The following is a 26,147-nucleotide window of genomic DNA, read 5'->3' as shown; positions in this document are numbered from 1 at the left end:
GAATTTATCAAGTACGCAGGCCGTCTGAAAAGTTTCAGACGGCCTGTTTATTCTTTAAGCCCTAGGATTAAAGATTAGGATTAACAATGATTTTTACTGCGGATTCGTTGTTGTGGATCAAGCGCTCGAAGCCTTCGGAAATCAATTCGTCCAGTTTGATGCGTTGGGTGATGAAAGGCTCAAGGTTGATTTTGCCTTCTTCCACCAGTTTGATGGTTTCGGCGTGGTCGTTGCAGTAGGCGATGGTGCCGCGCACGTCCAGCTCTTTCATCACGACGCTGTGGACGTTGATGGTGGCGGGGTGGCTCCAGATGGAGACGATAACCAAATTGGCCGTGGGCTTGCACGCTTCAACCAAAGTATCCAGAACTTTGTTCACGCTGGTACATTCGAATGCGACGTCTACGCCTTCGCCGTTGGTCAATTTTTTCACTTCTTCGACGACGTCGACTTCGGACGGGTCGAGGATGTAGTCGGCAACGCCGGATTCGCGGGCTTTGTCTTTGCGCGCTTTGCTCAATTCGGTGATGATGACTTTGATGCCTTTGGCTTTCAACACGGCGGCAAGCAGCAAACCGATCGGGCCTGCGCCACCGACCAATGCGACGTCGCCTGCTTTCGCGCCGCTGCGGACATAAGCGTGGTGGCCGACGGACAGAGGCTCAATCAAAGCGGCTTGGTCCAATGGGATTTTGTCGGAAATAGGGTGTACCCAACGGCGTTTGACGGCGATTTTTTCAGACAAGCCGCCACCGCAGCCGCCCAAGCCGATGAAGTTCATGTCTTTGGAGAGGTGGTAGTTGCTGCCTTCGCCGGTCGGTACGTCGTCGCGGATGATGTAGGGTTCGACCACGACGTGTTGGCCGACTTTGATGTCGTCCACGCCTTCGCCTACGGCATAAACCACGCCGGAGAACTCGTGACCCATGGTGACTGGCGCAGACTCGCCTGAGATTGGGTGTGGGTGGCCGCAAGGCGGAATGAAAATCGGGCCTTCCATGAATTCGTGCAGGTCGGTACCGCAGATACCGCACCAAGCAACATTAATGCCGACAGTACCCGGAGCTACGGTTGGCTCTGGAATGTCTTCGATGCGGATGTCGCCTTTGTTGTAAAAACGTGCTGCTTTCATTGTAACGCTCCTTTTTTTAAATGGAGGCCGTCTGAAAAAGACGGTCAATTGGGGAAAGGGTAACAGTGAGGTGTGTGAACTATTTTTATTTGTACGTTTTATTTTTATTATTTTACTACTGATAATATGGAAATGGTTTGTCTTTGCTCAAATTAAGGTGTGTAAATGAAGAAAAGGACGTCTGAAACAGATAATATGTTTTCAGACGGCCTGGGGTCGATAGTTTAAATGCGTTATTGCGTAGGATTGTTACTTTTACCGCGCTTCAAATGCTTTTGGTAGGCGATGACGTAATCTGCCTTGCTCAAGCCTGCCAATACGCGGATGTGGGCGGCGGCGGATTTGGACAGGGATTCCAAGGTATATCCGCCTTCCAGTACGGAAACGACACGTCCCTGACAGCTTGCCGTTGCTTGGACGATTTTGTGCGTCAGCCAGGCAAAATCGGCTTCATGCAGGTTCAGACGGCCTGTTTCGTCTTGTTTGTGTCCGTCAAAACCGGCTGAAAGCAACACCAACTCGGGACGGAAAGCCGTGAGCTTGGGCAGCCATTGTTCGCGGATGGTCGTGCGGAAGATACGGCTGCCTGTGCCCGGTTTGAGGGGTGTATGCAGCATATTTTTGCTGCCGGCGTATTGTTCCGCCTCTGGGAAGGGGAAGATGTCGGTTTCAAACAGGTTGAAAAACATCACGCGCGGATCGTCTCGGAGAATCTCCGCCGTACCGTCGCCGAAATGGGCGTCGAAATCAATGACGGCGATGCGTTGCAGGCGGTATTGGGCAATGGCGTGCATCACGCCTTCGGCGGTGTTGTTGACGAGGCAGAATCCGCTGGCGCTGTTGCTGTGGGCATGGTGGCCGGGTGGGCGGATGGCGCAAAAAGCATGCCAAGCCTTTTTGTTCATCACCATATCGACTGCTTTGACAACGGCTCCGGCTGCAAAGCGGGCGGCTTGGAGGGAGTCGTGGCTGATGACCGTATCGTCATCGATGCGGTGGATTTTGCCGGGGAGCGGCTGTGCGGCCTCCAATTCGTGCAGATAGTTGCGCGAGTGGACCAATGCCAGTTGCGCATCTTTTATTTCGGGTGCTTCAGCGGTTTGCAGATGACGCCAAATGCCTTCCTTTTTTAAGGCGGCTTGAATGGCGCTGATGCGTTCTGGCTTGTCGGGGTGGTTGGTGCCCGGCTGGTGCTGCAGAAATATCGGATGGGAAATCCATACGGTGCGGGCATTTTTGCCAAGTAGTCGACGCAGTAGGGTACGCACGCGCCAAATGATTTTTTTAAGCATGGAAAGTGTGTCTCGAACGAGTCGCACGGACTGCTAAATATGGTTAATAAATACGGAAATGCTTGGAAATTTTTCAGACGGCCTTTAGAATAGCTCAATTTTACAGTCCGACCAACTGCGTTTTGGGCTGTATGCAGTTTTTTACTTTATCTTAAAACTCAAAAGAACGGATATATTATGAATCAAGCTGTGGCTCAATTTGCCCCTTTACTGCTGATTATGGTGGTGTTTTACTTCCTGATTATGCGTCCTCAACAAAAGAAATTCAAAGCACACCAAGCTATGCTGGCTGCTTTGAAAGTAGGCGATAAAGTCGTTTTGGCTGCAGGTTTCAAAGGCCGCGTGACTAAAGTCGGCGAGCAATTCTACACTGTCGACATCGGTCAAGGTGCGAGAATCGAAGTAGAAGTGGAACGCAACGCGATTGCCGCGAAAGCCGAATAATCCGTTTTTTTGCGAAAAGCCGCCTCATTTTCCGAGTGCGGCTGTTTGCCTTTATAAATAAAGCAAAGGTTTACCATGAACCGTTATCCTTTATGGAAATACCTGCTGATTGCGTTCACGATTGTGGTTGCGGCTGTTTACTCGCTGCCCAACCTTTTCGGTGAAACGCCTGCCGTACAGGTATCGACCAACCGACAAGCCATCGTTATCAATGATCAAACTCAGTCTAAAGTGTCTTCTGCGTTGCAAAGCGCAGGTATTCAGACGGACGGTATGTTCATTGTCGATAACTCGCTGAAAGTGCGTTTTAAAGATACTGAAACGCAACTGAAAGCGCGTGATGTCATCGAAAATACTTTGGGCGAAGGCTATATTACCGCGCTCAACCTTTTGGCGGACAGCCCTGAGTGGATGGCGAAAATTAAAGCCAATCCGATGTTCTTGGGTCTGGACTTGCGCGGTGGTGTGCATTTCACCATGCAGGTAGACATGAAAGCCGCGATGCAGAAAACGTTTGAACGTTACGCCGGCGACATCCGCCGCGAATTGCGCCGCGAAAAAATCCGTACCGGTACGGTGCATCAGGCTGAAAACGGTCTGACCGTACCTCTGCAAGATGCTGCCGATGTACAAAAGGCCTTACCTCAGTTGCAAAAAATGTTCCCTGAAGCCACTTTAGTTGCAGACGGCAACAATATCGTGCTGACTCTGTCTGAAGAGGCGATTAATAAAGTACGCTCTGATGCGGTTAAGCAAAACATCAACACTTTGCACAACCGTGTGAACGAATTGGGTGTGGCAGAACCGGTTATCCAACAATCCGGTCTTGACCGCATTGTTGTACAGCTGCCGGGTGTACAAGATACTGCCAAAGCAAAAGACATTATCGGTCGTACTGCGACTTTGGAAGTACGCATGGTGGAAGACGATCCGATTAAACTGCAAGAAGCCTTAAACGGTAATGTACCGACTGGTTATGAGTTACTGTCAAGCGGTGGCGATCATCCGGAAACTATTTTGGTCAACAAACAAGTTGAACTGACCGGCGACAACATCAACGACGCGCAACCTAGCTTTGACCAAATGGGCGCTCCTGCTGTGAGCCTGAGCTTGGACAGCGCAGGTGGCAGCATTTTTGGCGAATTGACTTCGGCCAATGTGGGTAAACGTATGGCTATGGTGTTGATCGACCAAGGTAAATCCGAAGTTGTGACTGCGCCTGTCATCCGCTCCGCCATTACCGGTGGCCGTGTGGAAATTTCCGGTAGCATGACAACTGCCGAAGCCAACGATACTTCATTGTTGCTGCGTGCCGGTTCGCTGGCTGCGCCTATGCAGATTGTCGAAGAACGTACCATCGGCCCGTCTTTGGGTAAGGAAAACATTGAAAAAGGTTTCAATTCTACTTTATGGGGCTTTGCCGCCGTTGCTGCGTTTATGGTGGTTTACTACCGCCTGATGGGTTTCTTCTCTACCATCGCTTTGAGTACCAATATTTTGTTCTTGGTAGGTATTTTGTCTGCCATGCAGGCAACGCTGACCCTACCGGGTATTGCCGCGTTGGCATTGACATTGGGTATGGCGATTGACTCCAACGTATTGATTAACGAACGTATCCGTGAAGAATTACGCGCAGGTATACCACCTCAACAGGCCATCAACCTCGGTTTCCAACATGCTTGGGCAACCATTGTCGACTCTAACTTGACCTCTTTGATTGCCGGTATTGCTTTGTTGGTATTCGGTTCCGGCCCTGTACGCGGTTTTGCCGTTGTGCACTGTATCGGTATTCTGACTTCGATGTATTCATCTGTGGTCGTGTTCCGTGCTTTGGTCAACCTGTGGTACGGCCGCCGTCGCAAATTGCGGAATATTTCCATTGGTGCGGTATGGAAGCCGAAAGCTGAAATGGCAGAAGGCAAGGAGTAAAACATGGAATTATTTAAAATCAAACGCGATATTCCGTTTATGAGCTACGGCAAACTGACGACCTTTATTTCGTTGGTTACGTTTATCGCCGCCGTGTTCTTTTTGGTAACCAAAGGCCTGAATTTCTCTGTCGAATTTACCGGCGGTACGGTGATGGAAGTCCAATATCAGCAGGGCGTGGATGTGAATAAAACGCGCGAACGCCTCGATACGCTGAAAATGGGTGATGTACAGGTTCAGGCATTGGGTACGAACAAACACATCATGATTCGCCTGCCGAATAAAGAAGGCGTAACGTCAGCCCAGCTGTCCAACCAAGTGATGGATTTGCTGAAAAAAGACAATCCTGACGTTACCTTGCGCCAAGTTGAATTTATCGGCCCTCAGGTTGGTGAAGAATTGGTTACCAATGGTTTGATGGCATTGAGCTTCGTGGTGGCAGGTATTATTATTTACTTGTCCATGCGTTTTGAGTGGCGTTTTGCAGTATCCGCGATTATTGCGAATATGCACGATATCGTGATTATTCTCGGCTGTTTCGCCTTCTTCCAATGGGAATTCTCACTGACTGTCTTGGCAGGTGTTTTGGCAGTTTTGGGTTATTCCGTGAACGAATCTGTGGTTGTGTTTGACCGTATTCGTGAAAACTTCCGTAAGCCGCATATGCGCGGCCACACTGTGCCGGAAGTCATCGACAACGCGATTACTGCAACCATGAGCCGTACCATCATTACCCACGGTTCGACCGAGGCAATGGTTGTTTCTATGCTGGTGTTTGGCGGCGCAGCCTTGCACGGTTTCTCTATGGCGCTGACCATCGGTATCGTATTCGGTATTTACTCTTCCGTATTGGTTGCCAGCCCGCTTTTGCTGATGTTTGGCTTGAGTCGTGAGAACATTGCCAAAGAAGTGAAGAAAAAAGAAGAAGTTGTAGTCTAAACACTGCAATAATTCGATAAAGGCCGTCTGAAAATTGTTTGAATCAGTTTTCAGACGGCCTTTTGTATTTAAATTTCAGAATATTTTGTTTTAATGAAATAGAAAGGGATAAATGTGAAAGAAAAAGAAAAAATAGGAACAATATAATTTTGTGATGAATCAAGTTTATTGTCTGATATGCCCTTAATTGCTTGTCAGTCCCAATATTTTAAAACATAATACTTTTGCCCCCGATGCTGGAGTTTTACTACAAGTACATGATTTGCAAAAAATCTGTTGGGCGTGCAGACCCTGCCAATCAACCTCAAAAAAGGAAGGCCAAGAATGAAAGTAACCAGTTTCGGCGAAGTGCTGTGGGACGATTTTCCAAACGGAAAGGTATTGGGTGGTGCACCCCTGAATGTTACCGTTCGTTTGCAGTCTTTGGGTATCGATACTGCCATCATCAGCCGTCGTGGCGATGATGCCGATGGCGAAGAATTGCTACGCCAGATTCAAAGCAAAAACGTCAACACTGATTATTTGCAGGTTTGTCATGAATGTGCGACCAGCTTGGTGAAAGTACATTTGGATAAGTGTGGCAGTGCGTCTTATGAGATTGTCTATCCTTGCGCGTGGGACAGGATTGCGGTTGATGATGCGGCAATCAAACGTGTGGCAGAATCCGATGCGTTCGTTTTTGGCAGCTTGGCAACCCGTGATGAAGTTTCGCGTAAAAGCTTGGCAGTTTTGCTGAAAGAAGCCAAATTCAAAATTTTTGACGTTAATCTGCGCAAGCCCCATTACGATATTGACCGCTTGTTGGAGACCATGAAACAGTCCGATATGGTCAAACTCAACGATGATGAGTTGTATGAATTGGCTGCGGCTTACGGCTCTCCTTATCACAGTATCGAGCAAAATATCAGCTACCTCGTTGAGCTGACCGGCGTCAAAATCCTTTGCGTGACTTTGGGCAGCCATGGCGCGGTTTTGTATAAGGACGGCGAGTTATACCGTCATTGCGGTTTCCGTGTCAAAGTGGTGGATACTGTCGGCTCCGGCGACAGTTTTCTTGGCGGCTTGACTTACAAACTGTTGAACAATGCGCCTCCTCAAGAAGCCATTGCTTTTGCTTGTGCGTTGGGTGCATTGGTGGCTTCACGCCATGGCGCGACGGCGGATATTTCTTTGGAAGAAATTGAAGCGTTTATGTATCCGGCTTGATGCTTCGATAATAGATATAAAAAGGCCGTCTGAACAACCATTAAATCAGGTTTTCAGACGGCCTTAGTGTTTTCAGGCTTTACCAATAAGTTGTAAAACATTCCAAGCTGGTATTTTTCGGGCCGCCGCCTTCTTCGGTTGGCGAACCAATCATCATCAGGCCGATGATTTTGTCTTTGTCAGCACACTCAAATGCTTCGCGCAACAATGGGCTGTTGACCCAAATGCCCGTAATCCAAACATTGTCAAAGCCTTGGGCTGAAGCAGCCAGTTGTAAAGCATAGGCGGCGCAGCCGGCAGTCAGCATTTGCTCCCATTCAGGTTTGGGTTTTGCCACTTCACGGTTTGGCGTAAATGTAACGCCGATAATCATAGGCGCCATGTTGCCGACGCGTTCGGCCTTTTTCATGGCATCATCGCCGAAGTTGAGATCGGTAACGGTCTTGCTCAACAGCTCGCGGAAACGTTGTAAGCCGGCCTCGCTTTGAATCACAGTAAAGCGGAAAGGGCGCATATTGCCATGATCAGGTACTTGTGTTGCCGCTTGCAGCATTTGTTCCAGTTGCTCGGCATTGGGTGCAGGAGCAGTCAGTTTTTTGGAAGAGCGACGCGTGGTGAGGAGATTTAAGGCATCCATTTTTATTCTTTCTTGTGAATTCGAATGAGAATAATTATATAGCAGAACGATAAATAAATCAGCAAAGGACTAAGGCCGTCTGAATTAAGGTTTCAGACGGACTTTGAGTTTTACAGGATACCGTTGTTTTGTGTATTTTCTGTAATCAGTGCTTTGCTGATTTCGTCGGCGGTGTAGCTCTTACCGTTTCCGAATACAAAGCTGTCGACATTATTGTTGACAATGTCATGGATGGTCAGGGTGTCGCCTGTATCTTTGATGGTTAAGACCCAATCATCGCCGGTTTTCAACTGTAAACCGTATCATCTCTGCCATTTGGGTTTTCAATGATTTTATCGTCGCTGCGGGTTACATAATAAACGTCATCTCCCGACGTGCCTGTTGTTGCTTGTGCAAGGGAGGATGGCTGTAATTGCTCTAAATGTCGTAATTCAAATTGCGCATTGCTTTTTTGATTGTCATGATATTTTCTTTAGATATTGATGAGAGTAACAAGGAAGTAAACGTATCCGGCATATGGCCGGTATTGCTTAATTTGTATTGTGTTTAGGCTGTATATACTAGTGCCGAAATTTGATAAAAACAACAGAAACGTTAAGATATGACAATATATAGAGAGCTTTATCAGACTTTGTCTGCCGTCTATTCCTTTGCCAAATGGCTTTGCCTTGTGCGGCTGTTTTGTTTCTTATATACCACACATTAATTTCCATAGTTTCAAACTATGAATGGTTGTAAAAAGGCCGTCTGAAAAAAGAAGCAGATTTCGCATTGCAAAACCTGCTTCTGATTTTTCAGACGGCCTGTCTGATTACAGAGTACGAGCAACTTCGACGATGTCGAAACATTCGAGTTGGTCACCTTCCATAATCTCGTTGTAGCCTTTGAGCATCAGGCCACATTCGAAGCCCATGCGGACTTCTTTGACGTCGTCTTTGTAGCGTTTCAAAGAAGACAACTCGCCGGTATGGATAACCACGTTGTTGCGGATGAGGCGGACATGGGAATCACGTTTGACCACACCGTCGGTAACCATACAGCCTGCAATGTTGCCGACTTTGGAAACGGAGATAACCTGACGGATTTCGACCGTACCGGTTACTTGCTCTTTCTCTTCTGGAGAGAGCATACCGCTCATGGCGGCTTTCACGTCGTCGATGGCATCGTAAATGATGTTGTAGTAACGGATTTCCACGTTTTCATTCTCAGCCAGTTTGCGTGCGGAAGCATCTGCACGGACGTTAAAGCCGATGATGAATGCGCCGGAAGCAATGGCCAAGTTGACATCAGATTCGGTAATACCGCCAACACCGCTGTGCAACACGTTCACTTTCACTTCGTCTGTGGACAGTTTTTTCAGGCTGCCCGCCAAAGCTTCGTAAGAACCTTGTACGTCTGCTTTGATGATGACGGACAAGGATTGGGCTTGGTTTTCGCCCATATTGTTGAACATGTTTTCCAGTTTTGCGGCCTGTTGTTTGGCCAAGCGTACATCGCGGTATTTACCTTGACGGAAGAGGGCAATTTCGCGCGCTTTTTTCTCGTCGGCCAATACCATTGCATCTTCGCCTGCGTTCGGTACGTCGGATAAGCCGAGGATTTCGACAGGGATAGACGGACCGGCTTCATTGATGGCTTTGCCGTTTTCGTCAACCATTGCACGGATTTTACCGAATGCAGTACCGGCCAGCAGCATATCGCCTTTTTTCAGCGTACCGCTTTGAACCAGCAATGTGGCAACCGCGCCGCGGCCTTTGTCCAAACGAGCCTCAACAATGATACCTTTGGCAGGTGCGTCGACTGGGGCAGTCAGTTCCAAAACTTCGGCTTCGAGCAAGACGGCTTCGAGCAATGCATCGATGTTCAGGCCTTTTTTAGCGGAAACGTCGATGAACTGTACATCGCCGCCCCATTCGTCAGGCACGACTTCATGCGCAGTCAGCTCTTGGCGGATACGCTCTGGGTTGGCGGCTTCTTTATCGATTTTGTTTACCGCTACCACCATAGGCACGCCCGCGGCTTTAGCATGGGCAATCGCCTCGATGGTTTGAGGCATTACGCCGTCGTCGGCTGCTACCACAAGAATCACGATATCGGTTGCTTTCGCACCGCGCGCACGCATGGCGGTAAATGCTTCGTGACCCGGAGTATCCAAGAAGGTAATCACGCCGCGAGGGGTTTCAACGTGGTATGCACCGATGTGTTGGGTAATGCCGCCCGCTTCGCCTTGTACCACTTTGGCGCGGCGGATGTAGTCCAGCAGGGAAGTTTTACCGTGGTCAACGTGACCCATTACGGTAACAACCGGCGGACGCGGCAATGCTTCGGCTTCTACTGCTTCAACGCCTTCATCCAAGAATGCTTCAGGGTCGTCGGCTGCGGCAGGTTTACCGATGTGGCCGAGTTCTTCCACCACAATCAGGGCAGTGTCTTGGTCGATAGATTGGTTGATGGTTACCATCATGCCCATTTTCATCAGGGCTTTAACCACTTCAACGCCTTTAACGGCCATTTTGTGTGCCAAATCGGCAACGGTAATGGTTTCAGGTACCAAAACTTCGTGTACGACAGGTTCGGTCGGCGCTTGGAAGGCGTGTTGGTTTGGCTCAAGTTTGAGTTTTTTGCCTTTTTTGCCGCCGCGTACGCGCTCGTCGTCACCATTGCGTGCATTGTTGCGGTCACGGCCGCCTTTGCCGCCTTTGCCTCTGGCGTTACGACCTTGAGTGTCTTCATCACGGTCACGACGGTCTTCTTTTTTACCGCGCGCGTTGTGTTCGGATTTGCCTTCGCCGGATACTGCTTTGGCTTTCTCGGCAGGTTTATTGCGTTCGCCTGATTTGGCTTCTTTAGTAGGTTTTGAGTCTTTCTCGGCCTGTTGTTTTATGGCTTCGCGGCGTGCTTGACGCTCTTGTTTTTCTTTTAACAAGGCTTCTTGATGCGCACGCAGGGCGGCAGCACGACGGGCTTCTTCATCGCGTTGAGCCTGTTCTTCCATGCTGACGACAGGTTGCGGTACGGCAGGAGCGGCAGGTTTGGCGGTCTTTTTCGCTTCTTTGCCTTTGCTGCCTTTGTCTTGTTTGGCTTTGGCAGGTTTTTTGGCTTCGGCTGGTTTTTCAGCTTCAACGGATTTTTCAGACGGCTTGTTGTCTGCTTTAGCTTCAACTTTTGCTTCGGTCTTAGCTTCTACGGCTTCAACCGGTTTGGCTTCTTCTTTTTTGGCTTCGGCAGGTTTGCCTTCCGCTTTTGGTGCGGCTTTGGCTGCTTTCAGCCTGGCTGCTTCGGCCTCTGCTTTGGCACGGGCTTCGGCCTTTGCGGCAGCTTCTGCTTCAGCTTTGGCTTTTTCTTCGGCAGCTTGAGTGGCTGCTTTCTCTGCTTCGGCTTTTTGGTTTTCCGCTGCTACTTTGGCTTTGGCTTCCGCAGCCAATTCTTCGGAAGAAGGAATGGTAACGGCACGGCTGCGGCGGCGTGTTTCCACTTTTACGCCGTCAACGGTGCTGACTTCGGTTTTTTTGCGGCGGATGCTGATGGTGCCGCTGTTGCTGCCGTTTTTCTTTTGCAGGTAAGCAGTCAACAGTTGTTTGTCGTCAGTGGTTATGCTGTCATTGCCGCTGTTTTTGTTGACCCCGGCTTCTTTCAATTGTTTAAGCAAATCATCGACGGGGCGGTTTAGTTCGGCGGCAAATTGCGCTACGGTTGTATTACTCATTCAGTACCCCCTTAGTTATTTTCTTCAGTAAACCAGTGTTCGCGTGCAGCCAAAATCACTTTTTTGGCTTCTTCTTCGTCAACACCGGTAATTTCGACCAATTCGTCAACAGACAATTCGGCCAGATCATCGCGTTGGGTAACACCGGCTTCGGCCAGTTTGCGCAACATATCGGAATCTACGCCGTCCAAATTGCGCATGTCTTCAGACACTTCACCCAGTTTTTCTTCTGCGGCGATGGTAATGGTCAGGATCGCATCGCGTGCGCGATTGCGCAGGGTTTCAACGATTTCTTCGTCAAAGCCGTCAATCGAGAGCAATTCTGCCGCTGGAACGTAAGCAACTTCTTCCAATGTGGCAAAGCCTTCTTCCACCAAGATATCGGCGGTTTCGTCGTCGATGTTCAAGTGGGTGGTGAAGAGGTTGCGGATAACCGCGTCTTCGGCAGCATTGCGCTCGTCGGCTTCTTCAACGGTCATGATGTTCAGCTGCCAGCCGGTCAGGATGGAAGCCAGGCGGACGTTTTGACCGCCGCGGCCGATGGCCAGCGCCAGTTGGTTTTCATCAACGATTACGTCAACAGCGTGTTTGTCTTCGTCAATTACGATGCGGCTTACTTCGGCAGGAGACAGCGCATTCATCACGAATTGGGCAGGCTCAGGAGACCACAATACGATGTCGATGCGTTCGCCGGACAATTCGTTGCTCACGGCGTTAACACGAGAACCGCGCACGCCGATACAAGTACCTTGCGGGTCGATGCGTTGGTCGTTGGCTTTAACGGCAACTTTGGCGCGTTGACCAGGGTCGCGTGCTACTTCGCGGATTTCCAATAGGCCGTCTGCAATTTCAGGCACTTCGTTGGCGTAGAGTTTGGCCAAGAAGTCGCCGCTGGTACGGCTCAGAATGACTTGTTTGCGGCCGGTATTGCCGATTTCGTCCACGCGCAGGAAGAGGGCGCGGATGCGGTCGCCGCTGCGGAAGTTTTCGCGCGGAATCATTTCTTCGCGCGGAATCAGGGCGTCAAGTTTGCCTGCGACGACTTCAACGATGATGCCGTGGCGCTCGACACGTTTTACCGTACCGGAAACGATGTCTTCTTTAGAAGCGAGGAACTCGTTCAGGTTTTGCTCGCGCTCCGCGTCGCGGATGCGTTGCAGGATGATTTGTTTGGCGGTTTGCGCGGCTTGGCGGCCGAAGCCTTCGTTTGGCAGCTGCTCTTCGTAGTATTCGCCGATTTGGATGGTAGTGCCGGGAATTTCTTCTTGGATTTCCTCGATGGTTTTTTCTACATCAGGGTAGGTGTAGTCTTCATCGGCAACAATCAGCCAGCGGCGGAAGGTTTGGTATTCGCCGGTATCGCGGTCGATTTCGACGCGCACGTCCATGTGCTCACGGTCGGCTTTTTTCTTGGCAGCAGTAGAGAGGGCGAATTCAAGGGCTTTGAATACGACTTCCGTTTCAACGTTTTTTTCACTTGCCAGCGCTTCGGCCAGCTGTAACATTTCGCGACTCATTTTCTAGAATCTCCAAGTAATCGGTTTTTAAAATTTAAATTCGGGGCGCAAACGGGCTTTGTCGATGTTGCTCAATTCGATTTGGGCAGTTTTGCCGTCGAAAGAGACGGTAACGATGTCGTTTTCGCAAGATTCGATGCGGCCGATGAAGTTTTTCTGACCATCAATCGGCAGGCGTGTTTTGATTTTGGCGTTCTGGCCGGTAAAGCGCACGAAGTCGGCGGCTTTTTTCAGCGGACGGTCAAGGCCCGGGCTGGAGATTTCCAAACGTTTGTAGTCGATGTCTTCAACCATAAACACGCGGCTCAGATGGTTGCTGACAGTGGCGCAGTCTTCGACGGTGATGCCGCCTTTTTTATCGATGAAAACGCGCAAATCGCCTTGTGCGGTCAGTTCGAAATCGACCAGCTCGTAGCCCAAGCCGGGCAGGGTTTTATCAAGAATGCTTTGAATATCCATGCTTCTCCAGAAGTACATAAACAAAAAAATGGCCGCGCGGCCATTTTTCGTGTGATTTGAAAAATTGGCCTATTATAACTGTTTTCAAGATAAAAGAAAAGTGTTGATTTGGCGTGGATTTTTTGAAGTGATTGCTTAAATGGAAGGTGGAAGAGTGAGGCCGTCTGAAAAGGAAATTGTTGACAAGTTTTGATATGGTGTTTCTGAAATTTTTTTGGAAAACAAAGAATTGGTATTGCTTTGTTTTCAGACGGCCTTGTATTTCCTGATTTTTCGTGCTTGCACAATGTGCAAGGCGGTTCTACAATTTCTTCATACCCACCGAATAAGAAAGAAGGCCGCCATGTCCGCACACCCGATTTACAATTTTTCCGCAGGTCCTGCTGTATTGCCGGAAGCGGTATTGCGTACCGCGCAACAGGAAATGCTCGACTACAACGGTACGGGTTTCCCCGTGATGGCGATGAGCCACCGTTCGGATATGTTTTTGAGCATTCTGCATCATGCTGAACAAGACTTGCGCCAGCTTTTGAATATTCCTTCCAACTATAAAATCCTGTTTTTACAGGGCGGAGCGACCACGCAATTCAATATGGTGGCCATGAATTTGGCGCATGGTTTTGCGACTGCCGACGCGGTGGTAACAGGCAACTGGAGCCGTATTGCCTATGAACAGATGAGCCGTTTGAGCAATGCCGAAATCTATTTGGCTGCGCATGGCGGCGAGCGATATGCCTATAAAAACCTGCCTGCGGTGGAGGATTGGGATGTCAACCCGAATTCTGCGTTTGTTCATTTTGCGATTAATGAAACCGTCAACGGCTTGCAGTATCAAAACGTCCCCAAACTTTCAGACGGCCTGCCGCCGCTGGTGTGCGATATGTCGAGCGAGATTTTGTCGCGTGAGTTTGATGTATCCGATTACGGCTTGATTTATGCCGGCGCACAAAAAAATATCGGCCCTGCCGGTGCGACCGTGGTCATTATCCGCGAGGATTTGCTGGAGCGTTGTCCGAACGATATTCCCGATGTGTTCAACTACCGTTCACACATCAACCGAGATGGTATGTACAACACGCCTTCTACTTATGCGATTTATATGTCGGGTTTGGTGTTCCGCTGGCTGCAAACGCAGGGCGGTGTGAAAAAAATTGAAGCGGTCAATCGAATAAAGGCGCAAACCTTGTATGAGACGATAGACGGCAGCGGCGGTTTTTACATCAACGATATTCATCCTGATGCGCGCTCCAAAATGAACGTGGTCTTCAAAACCGCAAGCGAAGACTTGGACCGCCGCTTTGTGTTGGAGGCCGAGTTGCAGGGCTTGTGCCTGCTCAAAGGCTATAAAACCGTCGGCGGTATGCGTGCCAGCATTTACAATGCGATGCCGCTTGAAGGTGTGAACGCGTTGGCTGACTTTATGAAAGATTTCCAACGACGTTACGGTTAAGATGAAGATATAAAAAGGCCGTCTGAAACTGGGTTTCAGACGGCTTTTTGATTTGAACAAGCCTTATTCGGTAACTTCTTCAGTAATGCTGTCGCGGTAGATGGTGCTGTCGTAAGTCGGAACAGGAGGCGGCAGCAGGTTGTCAAGTGTCAGCGCGGACGGGTTCAGTGTCGGATAGCCGCTGAAGGTGACGGAATAACCGCCGTTGCCGGTACTGCGGACTTTGGCATGCGCGCCCAACGGGAAAGTGGTTTTGTTGGTAATGTGGCCGAATGGGAAACCGGTCAACACAGGAATCTTGGCAGTGCGTGAAATGTGGTTGACGACGGCGGAGAAGTCGTAGCTGGAGTCGTACACGTCGCGGATGGTACCCATGCGGAAATCGCCGAAGATGATGGCGCGTTGTTTTTGCAAAACACCTGACAGATAAAGCGTGTTGAGCATACGCTCGATGCGGTAGGGTTGCTCGCTGACGTCTTCGATAAAGAGGATGCCGCCTTGAATATCGGGCATGTAAGGCGTACCGGCGAGGGAGGCGAGAACGCTGAGGTTGCCTCCCCACAATGTGCCTTCGACGTTGACATCGGCGCGTTGGATGGTTGGGACATCAACGATGTTGACATTGTTGGTCGTGCCGCGGATGAAAGAATCCATAGTAAAGACGCTGGGGTCTGCTTTGCCGAATTCGCTATACACCATCGGGCCTGCAAAGCTCATCATATTGCCTTTAGCCAACAGGGCAAGTTGGACGGCGCACACGTCGCTGAAACCGAAGAACAATGTACCGCGTTCGCGCATTCTGGCGCCGAGTGAGGCAAAGTCGATTTGCGGCAGGATGCGTGCCGCGCCGTAGCCGCCGCGCAGGCCCATCAAGACTTTGGGCGTTTCGACACGACCGTTGGCAACGTCTTGGAAGTCGGCGGCACGTTGGGCGTCGCTGCCGGCAAAGCGTTGGGAACGGCGGCTGCCTGCCTGTTGGTTGGTCACGGTAAAGCCTGCGTTGTAGAGGCGGGTCAGGCCGGTGGTCACGCGGTTGGGGTCTTCGGCGAAGCCTGACGGCGCAACAACGCGCAGGAGGTTGTCGCCGGAACGTGGCGGATGGGGTTGCTTAGGTTGCACGGTTTTGGCTTTCGCGGTGGTAGAAGTGGTTTTGGTTTGCGGCGTGGTGGTCGTGCCTGTGCCGCAGGCTTGCAACAACCCTGCACCTGCCGCGGCAGAGCAGGTACGTAAGAAATGGCGGCGCGTGGTGGAGTTCATTGAGGTTTTCCTTTCGTTATATGTTCAGACGGCCTTAACTTGGCGTGTCGGACCTTACAGGCCGTCTGAAAGTTTAAGCGATTAAGTTTTTGATTTGTTGCGGCCAATTTTCGGGCAAGGTCATGCCGTGTTCGCGGACGGGCGCGGCCCAAATCGGCGCGGGGAAGTTGGCGTCGTTTTCAAAGCGGGCAATGACGTGCCAATGTAAGTGGGGCACAACATTGCCGAGGCTGGCCAGATTGATTTTGGCCGGGCGGAAGACTTGGCGCATTGCGGCTTCAACCTGATACACCATTTCCATGATTTCGTTGCGTTCGGCAGGGGAAAGGTCGGTTATCTCGGAAACATGGTCATTCCAAATAACGCGGCAGAATGCCGGTGCGCTGGCTTCGTCGTGGACGGCGATAACGCGCAGGTTTTGCGTTTGCAGCAAAATATCTTCGTTGTCGGCAGTGCAGATGGGGCAGGTCATGGGTTTTTCTTTCTCAGTCTGAATAGGAATCGGATGATTTCAATCAGGATTTTTAGAATGAGGTAAATAGCAGTCAGCGTGATGAATGCGAAAAGCCACGGTTTGGGTATAAACCACCAAAATAAATAGGCGGGCGTGATTAAGTCGTCACATTCTTCGACACTCTTAACGTGATCGCACAATCCAAAGTTAAAATAATCATTGACATCATGAAAGGGCGAATAGGCGAACATCAGCGCTATGGGCGTCACACAAATCAATGCCATGACGGTAATCCAAAAGAATGGTTTGAGATGTTTGAGTGCAGTCATAGACGAAGTGTTATGCAAATTTTGCCGCCCCTTGATTAGCGAGCTCGTCGGCTTTTTCGTTTTCAGGGTGTCCGGCGTGGCCTTTTACCCACGTCCAGCGGACATCGTGTTGTTGAACCAAACTATCCAGCTCTTTCCATAAATCATCGTTTTTGACCGGTTTCTTGGCGGAGGTTTTCCAGCCGTTTTTTTTCCAACCGTGTATCCAGCTTTCCATGCCGTTTTTGACGTATTGCGAGTCGGTGCAGATGACGACTTGGCAGCGGCGTTTTAAGGATTTCAGGCCTTCGATGACGGCGGTCAGCTCCATGCGGTTGTTGGTGGTTTCGGCTTCGCCGCCGAACAATTCTTTTTCGTGTGTGCCGTAGCGCATAAATACCCCCCAGCCGCCTGCGCCGGGGTTGCCTTTGCATGCGCCGTCTGTGTAGAGGTAAACGGGTTTATCCATGGGCATGTCTTTGTCGAATAAGGCGGTATCATAACATAAGGCCGTCTGAAATATCGGCAAATACGGTTTGCGCGTGTAAAATACCCTGCACTTATCACTCGTATAGAAAGCAGGCAGATATGGGATTGTTCAGCGGCCTTTTGGGCAATGCTTCGCAAAAAGACGCCGATGCGGTCGAACGCGATTTGGCGAATATCCTGATTGATGGTGAACAGGTAAAAATGGCATTCAGCCTGGTGCGCGATTTGATTGTGTTTACCGAATATCGGCTGGTGTTGGTGGACAAGCAGGGGTTGACCGGTAAGAAAGTGTCTTACCGTTCGATTCCGTACCGTTCTGTGTCGCGCTTTTCGGTGGAAACCTCGGGTCATTTCGATTTGGATGCCGAGCTGAAGATTTGGGTTTCTTCCAGCGAAGCGCCAACCGAAACCTTGCAGTTTAAAAGCGACAAGAGTGTGATTGCCATTCAGAAAGCCTTGGCAGAAGCTGTGTTGAAACCGTCAAAATAGAAAGGAAATATGATGAGCGAACAGCAAGAATTGTTTTGTTACAAACAGATGCCGGTGTGGACGGCGGACGAGATTCCCGAAGCCTTATTGTCCAAACACAATACCGCCGCCGGTACTTGGGGCTGCCTCAATGTCCTCCAAGGCCGTCTGAACTTCAATGAAGTGGACGAAGCGGGCAATATTACGGCTACGCACGAACTGACGCCTGAAAGCGATGATTGGATTATCCATCCGCAAGCATGGCACTTTATCGCGCCGCAAACGCAAGACACGGAAATCCAACTGTCGTTTTACTGTGAGGCGGCGGACTATTTCAATAAGAAATACGGCATGAGCGCGACACATTCGGCCGTCCGCGCCGCCGAAGATATCGTGCCCGTCGGCAAGGTTTTGGATATGGGCTGTGGTCAGGGCCGCAATGCGCTGTATCTGGGTTTGAAAGGTTTTGACGTTACCGCTGTCGATAATAATCCGAACGCGGTTCAAAACGTGGAAGAGCTGGCGCGTATCGAAGAACTGAATGTCCGCGCGTTTGAATACGACCTCAATGCCGCCAATATTCAGGAAAACTTCGATTATATGGTGGCAACCGTGGTGTTTATGTTCCTGATGCCGCGTTACGTTCCTGACGTGATTGCCAATATGAAGGAACACACCAACTCCGGCGGCTACAACCTGATTGTTTCTGCAATGGATACGGAAGATTTCCCTTGCCCGATGCCGTTCCCGTTCAAATTCAGCGAAGGCGAGCTGCGCGAATACTATAAGGATTGGGAATTGGTAGAATACAAGGAAGAGCTGGGTTCGATGCACGCGAAAGACGAATTCGGCAATCCGATTCAGTTTAAATTCGTCACCATGCTGGCGAAGAAACCGGAATAAAGGTTTTGCCGTAAAAAAGGCCGTCTGAATTCAGTTTTCAGACGGCCTTTGTCGTCATCAATCGACAATCCTTTTGCCCAAAATCACCACGTCTGCCAACATGGTTTCCAAATCGCAGACGTGCGGCAGCCGCCCCCATTCTTTAAAACCGAAACGGTGAAACAGGTTTAGGCTCGGATAGTTGTGGCCGAACACAAGCGCGATGACGTTGTGGATGTCTAAGGATGGCGCGCGTTCGAGCATGTGCCGCAACAGGATTTTGCCCACGCCTGCGCCGCGCATATCGTGGCGGACATAAATGCTGACTTCCGCGCTGATGTGGTAGGCGTAGCGCGGATGATAGTCGCTGAAACTGCCCCATGCTAAGACTGTACCGTCGGCATCGTAAAGGGCGTAGATCGGGCGTTTGTCCGTGTGCGCGGCAAACCATATTTCGCGTTCGGCAACCGTGGTCGGCGACAAATCGGCAGTAGATTGGCGCGTGGCCACGGTGCTGTTGTAAATATCGACGATGGCGGGCAAGTCTTGGCGCAGGGCAGGGCGGATGGTGTATTGCATTTCAGACGGCCTGTTATTGAATCAGTTTGGAGATAGTCTTAAAGACCGGATGTTTGGCATCGCCGAGCAGTTGGAACAAAATACTTTCGACATTGGAAATGATAATGCCCTGACGGCTCAGTTGCGCCAACCCATTGTCGCGGTTGGCCGTTGTGCGCGAGGCGGTGCATTCAAAAGGCAGGGATACGGCATAACCTTGCGCCTTCAAATCCAAGGCCGTCTGAAGCATACAGATATGCGCTTCCGCACCCACCAAAATAACGTTTTTAATGTCGTTTTTGCGTAATATTTCCTGAATTTCAGGTAAAAACGCCGAGAATCGGGTTTTTTCGACAACAGGCGTACCTTTGGACAAAAGTAACGATACGGCGGATACGGTGTTGCCCAAACCTTTCGGATATTGTTCGGTTACGGCAAAGGGAATGTCCAAAGCCGTCAAACCTTGAATCAGCAGGCGGCAGCGTTCCAACATTTCGTCCGCGCCGGAAAGGGCGGGCAGCAGGCGTTCTTGAATATCGACAATCAGACAAAGCGTATTTTTGGGGTTCATGGCTTTTCCTTTAAGACGGCCTTTACGGCAAAATCGTTGAATCAGAATGCAATCATATAACAAGCCGCTGGAAAAGTATTGCAGCTTGCCCTGTTTTAAAGCCCGAAATTCTTTTAAAATACCGCCTGATTTGAATTGATAGAGACCGACAACATGAATTTATACCAAACCGTCGAACGTGAAGCCCAAGCAGCCTTTGCCGCTGCCGGTTTGTCTGACAGCCCCGTCGTATTGCAGGCGGCGAAAAATCCCGATTTCGGCGATTTCCAAATCAACGGCGTGATGGGTGCGGCGAAAAAAGCCAAACAAAATCCGCGCGAATTGGCGCAAAAAGTGGCCGAAGCATTGGCCGATAACGCCGTGATTGAAAGCGCGGAAGTGGCCGGCCCGGGTTTCATCAACCTGCGCCTGCGCGCCGACTTTTTGGCGCAAAACCTTTCCCACGCGCTGCACAGCGGCCATTTGGGCGTCCGCAAAACCGACAAACCGCAAACCGTCGTTATCGACTATTCTTCGCCTAATCTTGCCAAAGAAATGCACGTCGGCCATCTGCGTTCCAGCATCATCGGCGACAGCATTTCGCGCGTGTTGGAGTTTATGGGCAACACCGTTATCCGTCAAAACCACGTCGGCGACTGGGGTACGCAGTTCGGCATGTTGGTCGCTTATTTAGTTGAGCAGCAAAAAGACAATGCCGCGTTTGAGCTGGCGGATTTGGAACAGTTTTACCGCGCCGCCAAAGTGCGCTTTGACGAAGACCCTGCCTTTGCCGACACCGCGCGCGAATACGTTGTGAAGCTGCAAGGCGGCGATGAAACCGTGTTGGCATTGTGGAAACAGTTTGTCGATATTTCACTCTCGCACGCCCAAGCCGTTTACGACACGCTGGGCTTGAAACTGCGCCCAGAAGACGTGGCGGGCGAATCGAAGTACAACGACGATTTGCAACCCGTGGTCGATGATTTGGTCGAAAAAGGTTTGGCAGTCGAAGACGACGGCGCGAAAGTCGTATTCTTGGACGAGTTCAAAAACAAAGAGGGCGAACCTGCCGCGTTTATCGTGCAAAAACAAGGCGGCGGCTTCCTCTATGCTTCCACCGATTTGGCGTGTCTGCGCTACCGCATAGGTCGTCTGAAAGCCGACCGCCTGCTGTACGTCGTCGACCACCGCCAAGCCCTGCACTTCGAACAACTTTTCACCACTTCCCGCAAAGCAGGCTATCTGCCGGAAGATGCAAAAGCCGAGTTTATCGGCTTCGGCACCATGATGGGCAAAGACGGCAAACCGTTCAAAACGCGCAGCGGCGATACTGTAAAACTGGTTGACCTGCTGACCGAAGCTGTCGAGCGCGCCACCGCTTTGGTGAAAGAGAAAAATCCTGAATTGGGCACAGACGAAGCAGGAAAAATCGGTAAAACCGTCGGCATCGGCGCGGTCAAATACGCCGACTTGAGCAAAAACCGCACCAGCGATTATGTATTCGACTGGGACGCCATGCTCTCGTTTGAAGGCAACACAGCCCCCTACCTGCAATACGCCTACACCCGCGTGCAAAGCGTGTTCCGCAAAGCCGGCGAATGGGACGCGACCGCGCCAACCGTTTTGACCGAACCGCTGGAAAAACAGCTTGCCGCCGAGCTGCTGAAATTTGAAGACGTACTGCAAAGCGTGGCGGACACGGCATATCCGCACTACCTCGCCGCCTACCTCTACCAAATCGCCACTTTGTTCAGCCGCTTCTACGAAGCCTGCCCAATACTGAAATCAGAAGGCGCAACCCGCAACAGCCGCCTGCAACTGGCGAAGCTGACCGGCGATACGCTGAAACAAGGCTTGGAGTTGTTGGGTATTGATGTATTGGATGTCATGTAAGTTTTTGAATAAAAACGATGAAAGGCCGTCTGAAACGTTGCAGGTTGCAAGGTTTCAGACGGCCTTTTTTTATGCTTTGAAAAATATTGTGATGCCGTTGATTTTGAGCCTAAGCGGTTTTGAATTTGCTCAGGTAATGCGTTCAGACGGCCTTGTCTTTATTTCAAATTGCTTGCCAACAACCAAGCCTGTGCTTCGGTGGCATCGCTGAAATATTTTGGGTGTTGGTTGGTCAGGAGGCTGGAAAGGCGCGCGCCGAGTTTGATCCAGATGTCGTCGGTAATGACGGCAACGCGGCCGAAGTCGGTTTCGTGTTGGTTGAGGAATTTGATTTGCTCGACCGCCATATCGATGGTGAAGTCTTTCAGCATGGACAAGTCCAACAGGATGTCGGGCAGATGGACTTTTTGTTTTTCGGCCAACAAGGCTTCTTCCAATTGGCGGAAATCGTCCAAAGTGAACTCGTTGTACAGCGCTACGTTTAAGCCGTAAGATTGTTCGCGGATGGAAATCATGGTGTTCTCCTTGTTAAATTATTGCTTCATCAGGAATTTTTTGATTGAGACCGGAGTAAAACTGCTGAACACGCCGCCTGCAACAATGATAACCATGCCGGCGGCTTCCTGCCAAGTGATTTTATCGCCGAAAAGCAGTACGCCGGACAGGGCGGAGAAAACGACGGTCAGGTAGGAAAGCGAGGCAACGGTAAATTTCTTGCCGACCTTATAGGCGCGGGTCATGGCCAGTTGGGCAATCATGGCGGAGATGCCGATGCCGGCCAGATAGGGTAGGGAAGACACGGTCAGCGGATGCCAGCCGGTAAAGCAGCTCCAAATGGCGGACATAATCAGACCGGTAAGCGACAGATAAAACACCACGCGCCAGCCCGGTTCGCCCAAAAGCGAGAGTTCGCGCACTTGCAAATACGCCCAGCCTGACATGGCGCCGCCTGCCAAACTGACCAGTGCGGCAAATTCCTGTCCGCCTTGAAAAGATGGATTGAGCAACAGGATAACGCCGATAAAGCCCATAACCAGAATGGCTTGGGTATAAAGCGTAATTCGTTCTTTTAAAATGAAAAATGAAAAGATGGCAAGCCAGATGGAGGAGGTGTAGTTGAGCGTGACGCCTGTTGCCAGCGGCAGATGTATGACGGAATAAAGCGTGCACATCATGGCAAGCGTGCCGATGACGCTGCGGTTGAGATGGGTTTTCCAATGCGGCGTGGAAAATGTGTTGCCTTGCACTTTGGCCATGATGCCTAAGAACAGGGTGGAGACCAGCATGCGCCAAAAGACCAGCTCGCCGCTGGAAAAACCGAAATGTGTAGAGGCGGCTTTGACGGAGAGGTTCATGACGGTAAAGCCGAGCGTGGCAATAACCACCCATGCCGAGCCGAGCGGATCTTTTCTGATGGTTTCCATTTGATGGGTATGTAAAGCGATTTTATTAATAAGAAAATATTATACAGGTCAATCAGGCCGTCTGAAAAATATCGTTGGGTTTCAGACGGCCTTTTTATTAGGAAATGAGAATTGTTATTGAATAATAAAGCGGGTTTTTATAGAATGGAAGCCCTGTTTTAAGAAAGGCTTGTCATGAAAGTATCTAATATTCCTGCTGTATTGCTGTCTGCTTTGTTTTCCATTGCCGTTTCTGCCGCGCCTTTGGGAGAGGTTTCTTCCGAAAACGGTAAAATTTTCAGCGGCGAAAATTACATGGTTGTTAAGAAAGACATGAAGAAAGGGGAGCAGATTAAACCGCACGATCATCCGGGTTTTAAAACGCTGATTTTTGCCGTTGGAAAAGGAAGCTTTGACGTGACGTTGAATCAGACTGAAAAGCATACGGTCGGCGCAGGCTCGGTGTTGAGGTTTGGCGGCGATGCAGTGATTGAGGCTGTTGCAACCGAAGATGCGGATGTGGCAATTACTTTGATTAAGTAAACCGATAGATGATAAAAGGCCGTCTGAACAATAATGTTTCAGACGGCCTTGTTTATTCATCCAACCGTTGCTATTAAGCGCAAATCAAATAGATGAAGCCGGAGCCGAAGATATCTGCCAAGGCGTGAATCAGGAAAAACGGCAGCAGGTTTTTGACTTTGTATTTGTAGAAGAAGTAGTACATCAAGCCGAAAACAACGCCGATAACGGTCGCCCAAAGCATGCCTTGGTAAGTATGGAAGGAGACGCGCACCAAGGTCGAATAGGCCAATGCCTGCCATTTGTATTTGTCTTCCACGCAGGTCAAAAGACCGAGGAAACAGAATTCTTCATAAAAGCCGTTTAAAAGGCCGTAGAGGATGGCCATCGGCGCAAGGGCGGCGAATTTGTCGAAGATGGATAATGGTTTGATGTATTGGAAAATTTCGGTGGTAAAGTAATTGTAGCCGCCGCTTAACGAAGTTACCGCATCGGCGGTCAGACCCATCAGGATAAAAATTACAGGTGTCCAAAACAATACGCCTAAATTAAAGCGAATCGGCAACTGTTTGAAGTCGAAACGGCGGATAACGAGGTAAACCAGAGCAATAGCAAGCAGCGTCAGCTGCAGGCTCATGTTTTCCGAATAAGCCACGCCGGTTACCGCAGTATCGCGCACTTCTTCGGTAGCAGAGGCTGTCTTCACTTGCGGCATCAGGCTGGCGATATAAAGTTGGGTAGAACGGTAGGCAAATTGACCGAACAGGATGGCGGTCACAATCAGCATGTCAAACCAGCGCAGATGGAGCAAAGGCTCTTTAGGGCGGATGGCGGCGAGTATGCTCATATTCTCCTCTTTGTTCTAATAAATAGCGGTGCGCAATAGTTACATAAATATACAAAAATCGTCAACAATTATCACAATAAAACATGAATTAAAAAATCTGACCGTTTCAGACGGCCTGAAGCGCTTCTAAAAATGCCATATTTCCGAAGGGTTTATCTTCAAAAATATGGCATAATCACTTTATTGCAAAACAAGGAATCTTATCGTGAGTATTTCTCTGTCCCAATATCTGCTTTACCTGCAATATATGTTGGCAGGTGTTGCCATGACTGTAGTTTTCGGTGCCGTATATCTGCGGATTACCCCTGCCGAAGAATTGCGCCTGATTAAAAACGGCAACCTTGCCTGCGCCTTGGCGTTTGGCGGCGCGTTGGTCGGTTTCTGTCTGACGCTTGCCTCAAGTATTGCCCACAGTGTCAGCTTCATCGATTTTATCCTGTGGGGATTTGCCGCAGCAGTGATTCAGATTTTTGTCTATTTTGCTGCAACAATGATGATTAAAGGCGCTACCGCAGAACTCATTGGTAATAATGTCGCCGTCGGCGCGTTGTTTGGTGCAGTGTCCATCTCGATCGGCATTTTGAACGCTGCTTGCTTGACTTGAATACCCATACCTTGAATTTTGTATCCCGATTTATTTTATAAGGAGTTGAAATGTTCAACTTTATCAAGAAACAGTTTATCGACGTCATTCAATGGCCGAATCCCGATGACAGCCTGCTGATGTGGCGTTTTCCGATTGCCGATGAGGAGATCCAAAACGGTGCGAGCTTGACTGTGCGTGAGGCGCAGATGGCGATGTTTGTCGATGAAGGCGTGACCGCCGACGTGTTCGGTCCGGGGCGTTACACGCTTAATACGCAAACGTTGCCAGTGCTGACCAACTTGAAAAACTGGGACAAGCTCTTTGAATCCCCGTTTAAATCGGATGTTTACTTTTTTAATACCAAACAACAGCTCGCACGAAAATGGGGTACATCCCAACCTGTTACCGTGCGCGATGCCGAGTTTGGCGCGGTGCAACTGCGTTCGTTCGGTATGTATTCTTACCGCATCAGCGATCCGGCAAAATTCTTCAAAGAAGTCAGCGGCGTGGCGGCGCAATACAGCGGTGTAGACTTGGAAAACCAGCTGCGCAATATTGCAGTCACCCAATTGGCGGCCGCGTTTGGCAGCTCCGGTATCCCATTCTTGGATATGGCGGCGAACCAAGTTTTGCTGTCGCAAAAAATCGGCGAATTGCTCGGTGCGGAATTTGCCAAGCTGGGTTTGGCGTTAGAAAATTTCACTGTTGAAAGCATTACCTTGCCTGCGTCTATTCAGGCTGCGTTGGATAAGAAAATTTCGATGGGCGTTATCGGCGATTTGGGACGCTACACCCAATATCAAACCGCCGAATCCATCCCGCTTGCGGCACAAAATGAAGGCGGACTTGCCGGAATCGGTGCAGGCTTGGGCGTGGGTGCCGGTATTGGTCAGGCGATGGCGGGTGCCATGTCAGGCATGATGCAGCCGAATGTGCAACAGGCTCAGCAAAATGCTCAGCCGGCTGCCGAAGATCCGCAGGCGAAATTGATGAAACTCAAGTCTTTGCTGGATGGCGGTTTGATTTCGCAAGAAGATTTTGATAAGGCCAAGGCTGAAGTGTTGAAACAGTTGATTGGTTAATCAATTGAAGGCCGTCTGAAAAATATCATTCAAAGAAGCGTTGAACTGCTTCTGTGAAAAGGTTTCAGACGGCCTTTTGAATCATTTGAGTGAGTCCGTTCGGCGATTTGGTTTGTTTCTAATCTGAAATCATTGAT

At 49.9% G+C, this 26,147-nt stretch carries 27 protein-coding genes; 11 read left to right on the top strand and 16 right to left on the bottom strand.

The features are described 5' to 3' along the window. Positions 1–67 precede the first annotated feature (67 nt). Positions 68–1,132, bottom strand: coding sequence for a 2,3-butanediol dehydrogenase (locus ACTHTA_RS06865; protein WP_003686191.1), 1,065 nt, complete (start codon positions 1,130–1,132; stop codon positions 68–70). 233 nt (positions 1,133–1,365) lie between these two features. Then, positions 1,366–2,424 (bottom strand): histone deacetylase family protein, encoded by a 1,059-nt coding sequence (locus ACTHTA_RS06860; protein WP_308887663.1) that lies wholly within the window; start codon positions 2,422–2,424, stop codon positions 1,366–1,368. A 177-nt stretch (positions 2,425–2,601) separates the two neighbouring features. On the opposite strand from ACTHTA_RS06860, the gene yajC reads away from it, so the two are divergent. From yajC to ACTHTA_RS06840, 4 genes are all read left to right on the top strand, one after another. Beyond that, positions 2,602–2,868, top strand: a complete 267-nt coding sequence (gene yajC, locus ACTHTA_RS06855; protein WP_003678762.1) for a preprotein translocase subunit YajC — start codon at positions 2,602–2,604, stop codon at positions 2,866–2,868. A gap of 75 nt (positions 2,869–2,943) precedes the next feature. Next, positions 2,944–4,797, top strand: coding sequence for a protein translocase subunit SecD (gene secD / locus ACTHTA_RS06850; RefSeq protein ID WP_308887664.1), 1,854 nt, complete (start codon positions 2,944–2,946; stop codon positions 4,795–4,797). Between the two features lie 3 nt (positions 4,798–4,800). Continuing rightward, entirely contained in the window at positions 4,801–5,736 is a 936-nt protein-coding gene (gene secF / locus ACTHTA_RS06845; protein ID WP_049329806.1) for a protein translocase subunit SecF, read from the top strand. A gap of 324 nt (positions 5,737–6,060) precedes the next feature. Then, positions 6,061–6,942 carry a carbohydrate kinase family protein gene (locus tag ACTHTA_RS06840; RefSeq protein WP_308887666.1) on the top strand — a complete coding sequence of 294 codons (882 nt, stop codon included), beginning with the start codon at positions 6,061–6,063 and terminating at the stop codon, positions 6,940–6,942. Between the two features lie 79 nt (positions 6,943–7,021). Here ACTHTA_RS06840 and ACTHTA_RS06835 read toward each other — a convergent pair whose 3' ends face one another. The 5 genes from ACTHTA_RS06835 to rimP all read right to left on the bottom strand — a co-directional run bounded on the left by ACTHTA_RS06835 (position 7,022) and on the right by rimP (position 13,261). Further along, positions 7,022–7,579, bottom strand: coding sequence for a nitroreductase family protein (locus ACTHTA_RS06835; protein WP_313971180.1), 558 nt, complete (start codon positions 7,577–7,579; stop codon positions 7,022–7,024). A 110-nt stretch (positions 7,580–7,689) separates the two neighbouring features. After that, a complete protein-coding gene (locus tag ACTHTA_RS06830) occupies positions 7,690–7,869 on the bottom strand; it encodes a calcium-binding protein (RefSeq protein ID WP_049329809.1) in 180 nt (59 codons plus the stop codon). Positions 7,870–8,390: 521 nt separating this feature from the next. Continuing rightward, positions 8,391–11,285: a translation initiation factor IF-2 gene (gene infB / locus ACTHTA_RS06825; RefSeq protein ID WP_308887667.1), complete on the bottom strand. Its 2,895-nt coding sequence runs from the start codon at positions 11,283–11,285 to the stop codon at positions 8,391–8,393. Between the two features lie 11 nt (positions 11,286–11,296). Then, positions 11,297–12,802 carry a transcription termination factor NusA gene (gene nusA / locus ACTHTA_RS06820; RefSeq protein WP_003678742.1) on the bottom strand — a complete coding sequence of 502 codons (1,506 nt, stop codon included), beginning with the start codon at positions 12,800–12,802 and terminating at the stop codon, positions 11,297–11,299. A gap of 27 nt (positions 12,803–12,829) precedes the next feature. Continuing rightward, positions 12,830–13,261, bottom strand: coding sequence for a ribosome maturation factor RimP (rimP, locus tag ACTHTA_RS06815; protein WP_308887668.1), 432 nt, complete (start codon positions 13,259–13,261; stop codon positions 12,830–12,832). A 343-nt stretch (positions 13,262–13,604) separates the two neighbouring features. Here rimP and serC point away from each other — a divergent pair, with 343 nt between their 5' ends. Continuing rightward, positions 13,605–14,711 carry a phosphoserine transaminase gene (serC, locus tag ACTHTA_RS06810; protein WP_283121157.1) on the top strand — a complete coding sequence of 369 codons (1,107 nt, stop codon included), beginning with the start codon at positions 13,605–13,607 and terminating at the stop codon, positions 14,709–14,711. Between the two features lie 63 nt (positions 14,712–14,774). Here the strand turns inward: serC and ACTHTA_RS06805 are convergent, their stop codons facing one another. From ACTHTA_RS06805 to rnhA, 4 genes are all read right to left on the bottom strand, one after another. Continuing rightward, positions 14,775–15,968 carry an LD-carboxypeptidase gene (locus ACTHTA_RS06805; RefSeq protein ID WP_440375738.1) on the bottom strand — a complete coding sequence of 398 codons (1,194 nt, stop codon included), beginning with the start codon at positions 15,966–15,968 and terminating at the stop codon, positions 14,775–14,777. A gap of 73 nt (positions 15,969–16,041) precedes the next feature. Further along, the gene (locus tag ACTHTA_RS06800; protein ID WP_049329814.1) at positions 16,042–16,440 is read right to left on the bottom strand and encodes an HIT family protein; all 399 of its coding nucleotides are present in this window, start codon (positions 16,438–16,440) and stop codon (positions 16,042–16,044) included. Beyond that, positions 16,437–16,751, bottom strand: a complete 315-nt coding sequence (locus ACTHTA_RS06795; RefSeq protein ID WP_049329815.1) for a hypothetical protein — start codon at positions 16,749–16,751, stop codon at positions 16,437–16,439. Before ACTHTA_RS06795 ends, ACTHTA_RS06800 begins: the two co-directional genes overlap by 4 nt. Before the next feature lie 10 nt (positions 16,752–16,761). Further along, a complete protein-coding gene (gene rnhA, locus ACTHTA_RS06790) occupies positions 16,762–17,199 on the bottom strand; it encodes a ribonuclease HI (protein WP_049329816.1) in 438 nt (145 codons plus the stop codon). 119 nt (positions 17,200–17,318) lie between these two features. Between rnhA and ACTHTA_RS06785 the strand changes: the two genes are divergently transcribed. Then, positions 17,319–17,708 carry a PH domain-containing protein gene (locus ACTHTA_RS06785; RefSeq protein WP_049329817.1) on the top strand — a complete coding sequence of 130 codons (390 nt, stop codon included), beginning with the start codon at positions 17,319–17,321 and terminating at the stop codon, positions 17,706–17,708. A gap of 12 nt (positions 17,709–17,720) precedes the next feature. Beyond that, entirely contained in the window at positions 17,721–18,590 is an 870-nt protein-coding gene (tehB, locus tag ACTHTA_RS06780) for an SAM-dependent methyltransferase TehB (RefSeq protein WP_049329818.1), read from the top strand. Between the two features lie 57 nt (positions 18,591–18,647). Here tehB and ACTHTA_RS06775 read toward each other — a convergent pair whose 3' ends face one another. Both ACTHTA_RS06775 and ACTHTA_RS06770 read right to left on the bottom strand, forming a co-directional pair. Further along, positions 18,648–19,148 (bottom strand): GNAT family N-acetyltransferase, encoded by a 501-nt coding sequence (locus ACTHTA_RS06775; RefSeq protein ID WP_049329819.1) that lies wholly within the window; start codon positions 19,146–19,148, stop codon positions 18,648–18,650. Positions 19,149–19,161: 13 nt separating this feature from the next. Continuing rightward, complete coding sequence (locus ACTHTA_RS06770; RefSeq protein ID WP_308111864.1) at positions 19,162–19,698, bottom strand: isochorismatase family protein; 537 nt, start codon at positions 19,696–19,698, stop codon at positions 19,162–19,164. Between the two features lie 153 nt (positions 19,699–19,851). On the opposite strand from ACTHTA_RS06770, the gene argS reads away from it, so the two are divergent. Then, positions 19,852–21,570 carry an arginine--tRNA ligase gene (argS, locus tag ACTHTA_RS06765; RefSeq protein ID WP_308887675.1) on the top strand — a complete coding sequence of 573 codons (1,719 nt, stop codon included), beginning with the start codon at positions 19,852–19,854 and terminating at the stop codon, positions 21,568–21,570. 158 nt (positions 21,571–21,728) lie between these two features. On the opposite strand, the gene ACTHTA_RS06760 is transcribed toward argS, so the two are convergent. Beyond that, on the bottom strand, positions 21,729–22,085 hold the full coding sequence (locus ACTHTA_RS06760; protein ID WP_070748995.1) for an STAS/SEC14 domain-containing protein: 357 nt from the start codon (positions 22,083–22,085) through the stop codon (positions 21,729–21,731). 18 nt (positions 22,086–22,103) lie between these two features. Beyond that, a complete protein-coding gene (locus ACTHTA_RS06755; RefSeq protein WP_308887676.1) occupies positions 22,104–22,994 on the bottom strand; it encodes a DMT family transporter in 891 nt (296 codons plus the stop codon). A gap of 174 nt (positions 22,995–23,168) precedes the next feature. Here ACTHTA_RS06755 and ACTHTA_RS06750 point away from each other — a divergent pair, with 174 nt between their 5' ends. After that, the gene (locus ACTHTA_RS06750; protein ID WP_101755303.1) at positions 23,169–23,516 is read left to right on the top strand and encodes a hypothetical protein; all 348 of its coding nucleotides are present in this window, start codon (positions 23,169–23,171) and stop codon (positions 23,514–23,516) included. Between the two features lie 73 nt (positions 23,517–23,589). Here ACTHTA_RS06750 and ACTHTA_RS06745 read toward each other — a convergent pair whose 3' ends face one another. After that, positions 23,590–24,342 carry a CPBP family intramembrane glutamic endopeptidase gene (locus ACTHTA_RS06745; RefSeq protein ID WP_308887677.1) on the bottom strand — a complete coding sequence of 251 codons (753 nt, stop codon included), beginning with the start codon at positions 24,340–24,342 and terminating at the stop codon, positions 23,590–23,592. Between the two features lie 205 nt (positions 24,343–24,547). Between ACTHTA_RS06745 and ACTHTA_RS06740 the strand changes: the two genes are divergently transcribed. Continuing rightward, the gene (locus ACTHTA_RS06740) at positions 24,548–24,946 is read left to right on the top strand and encodes a DUF350 domain-containing protein (protein ID WP_191620663.1); all 399 of its coding nucleotides are present in this window, start codon (positions 24,548–24,550) and stop codon (positions 24,944–24,946) included. Positions 24,947–24,996: 50 nt separating this feature from the next. Next, positions 24,997–26,010 (top strand): SPFH domain-containing protein, encoded by a 1,014-nt coding sequence (locus ACTHTA_RS06735; protein WP_308887678.1) that lies wholly within the window; start codon positions 24,997–24,999, stop codon positions 26,008–26,010. The last annotated feature ends 137 nt before the right edge of the window (positions 26,011–26,147 follow it).

The sequence above is a fragment of the Neisseria sp. P0013.S005 genome, assembly GCF_051958425.1.
Lineage (GTDB): Bacteria > Pseudomonadota > Gammaproteobacteria > Burkholderiales > Neisseriaceae > Neisseria > Neisseria subflava.
This window is presented reverse-complemented; position numbering and strand designations above follow the sequence as displayed.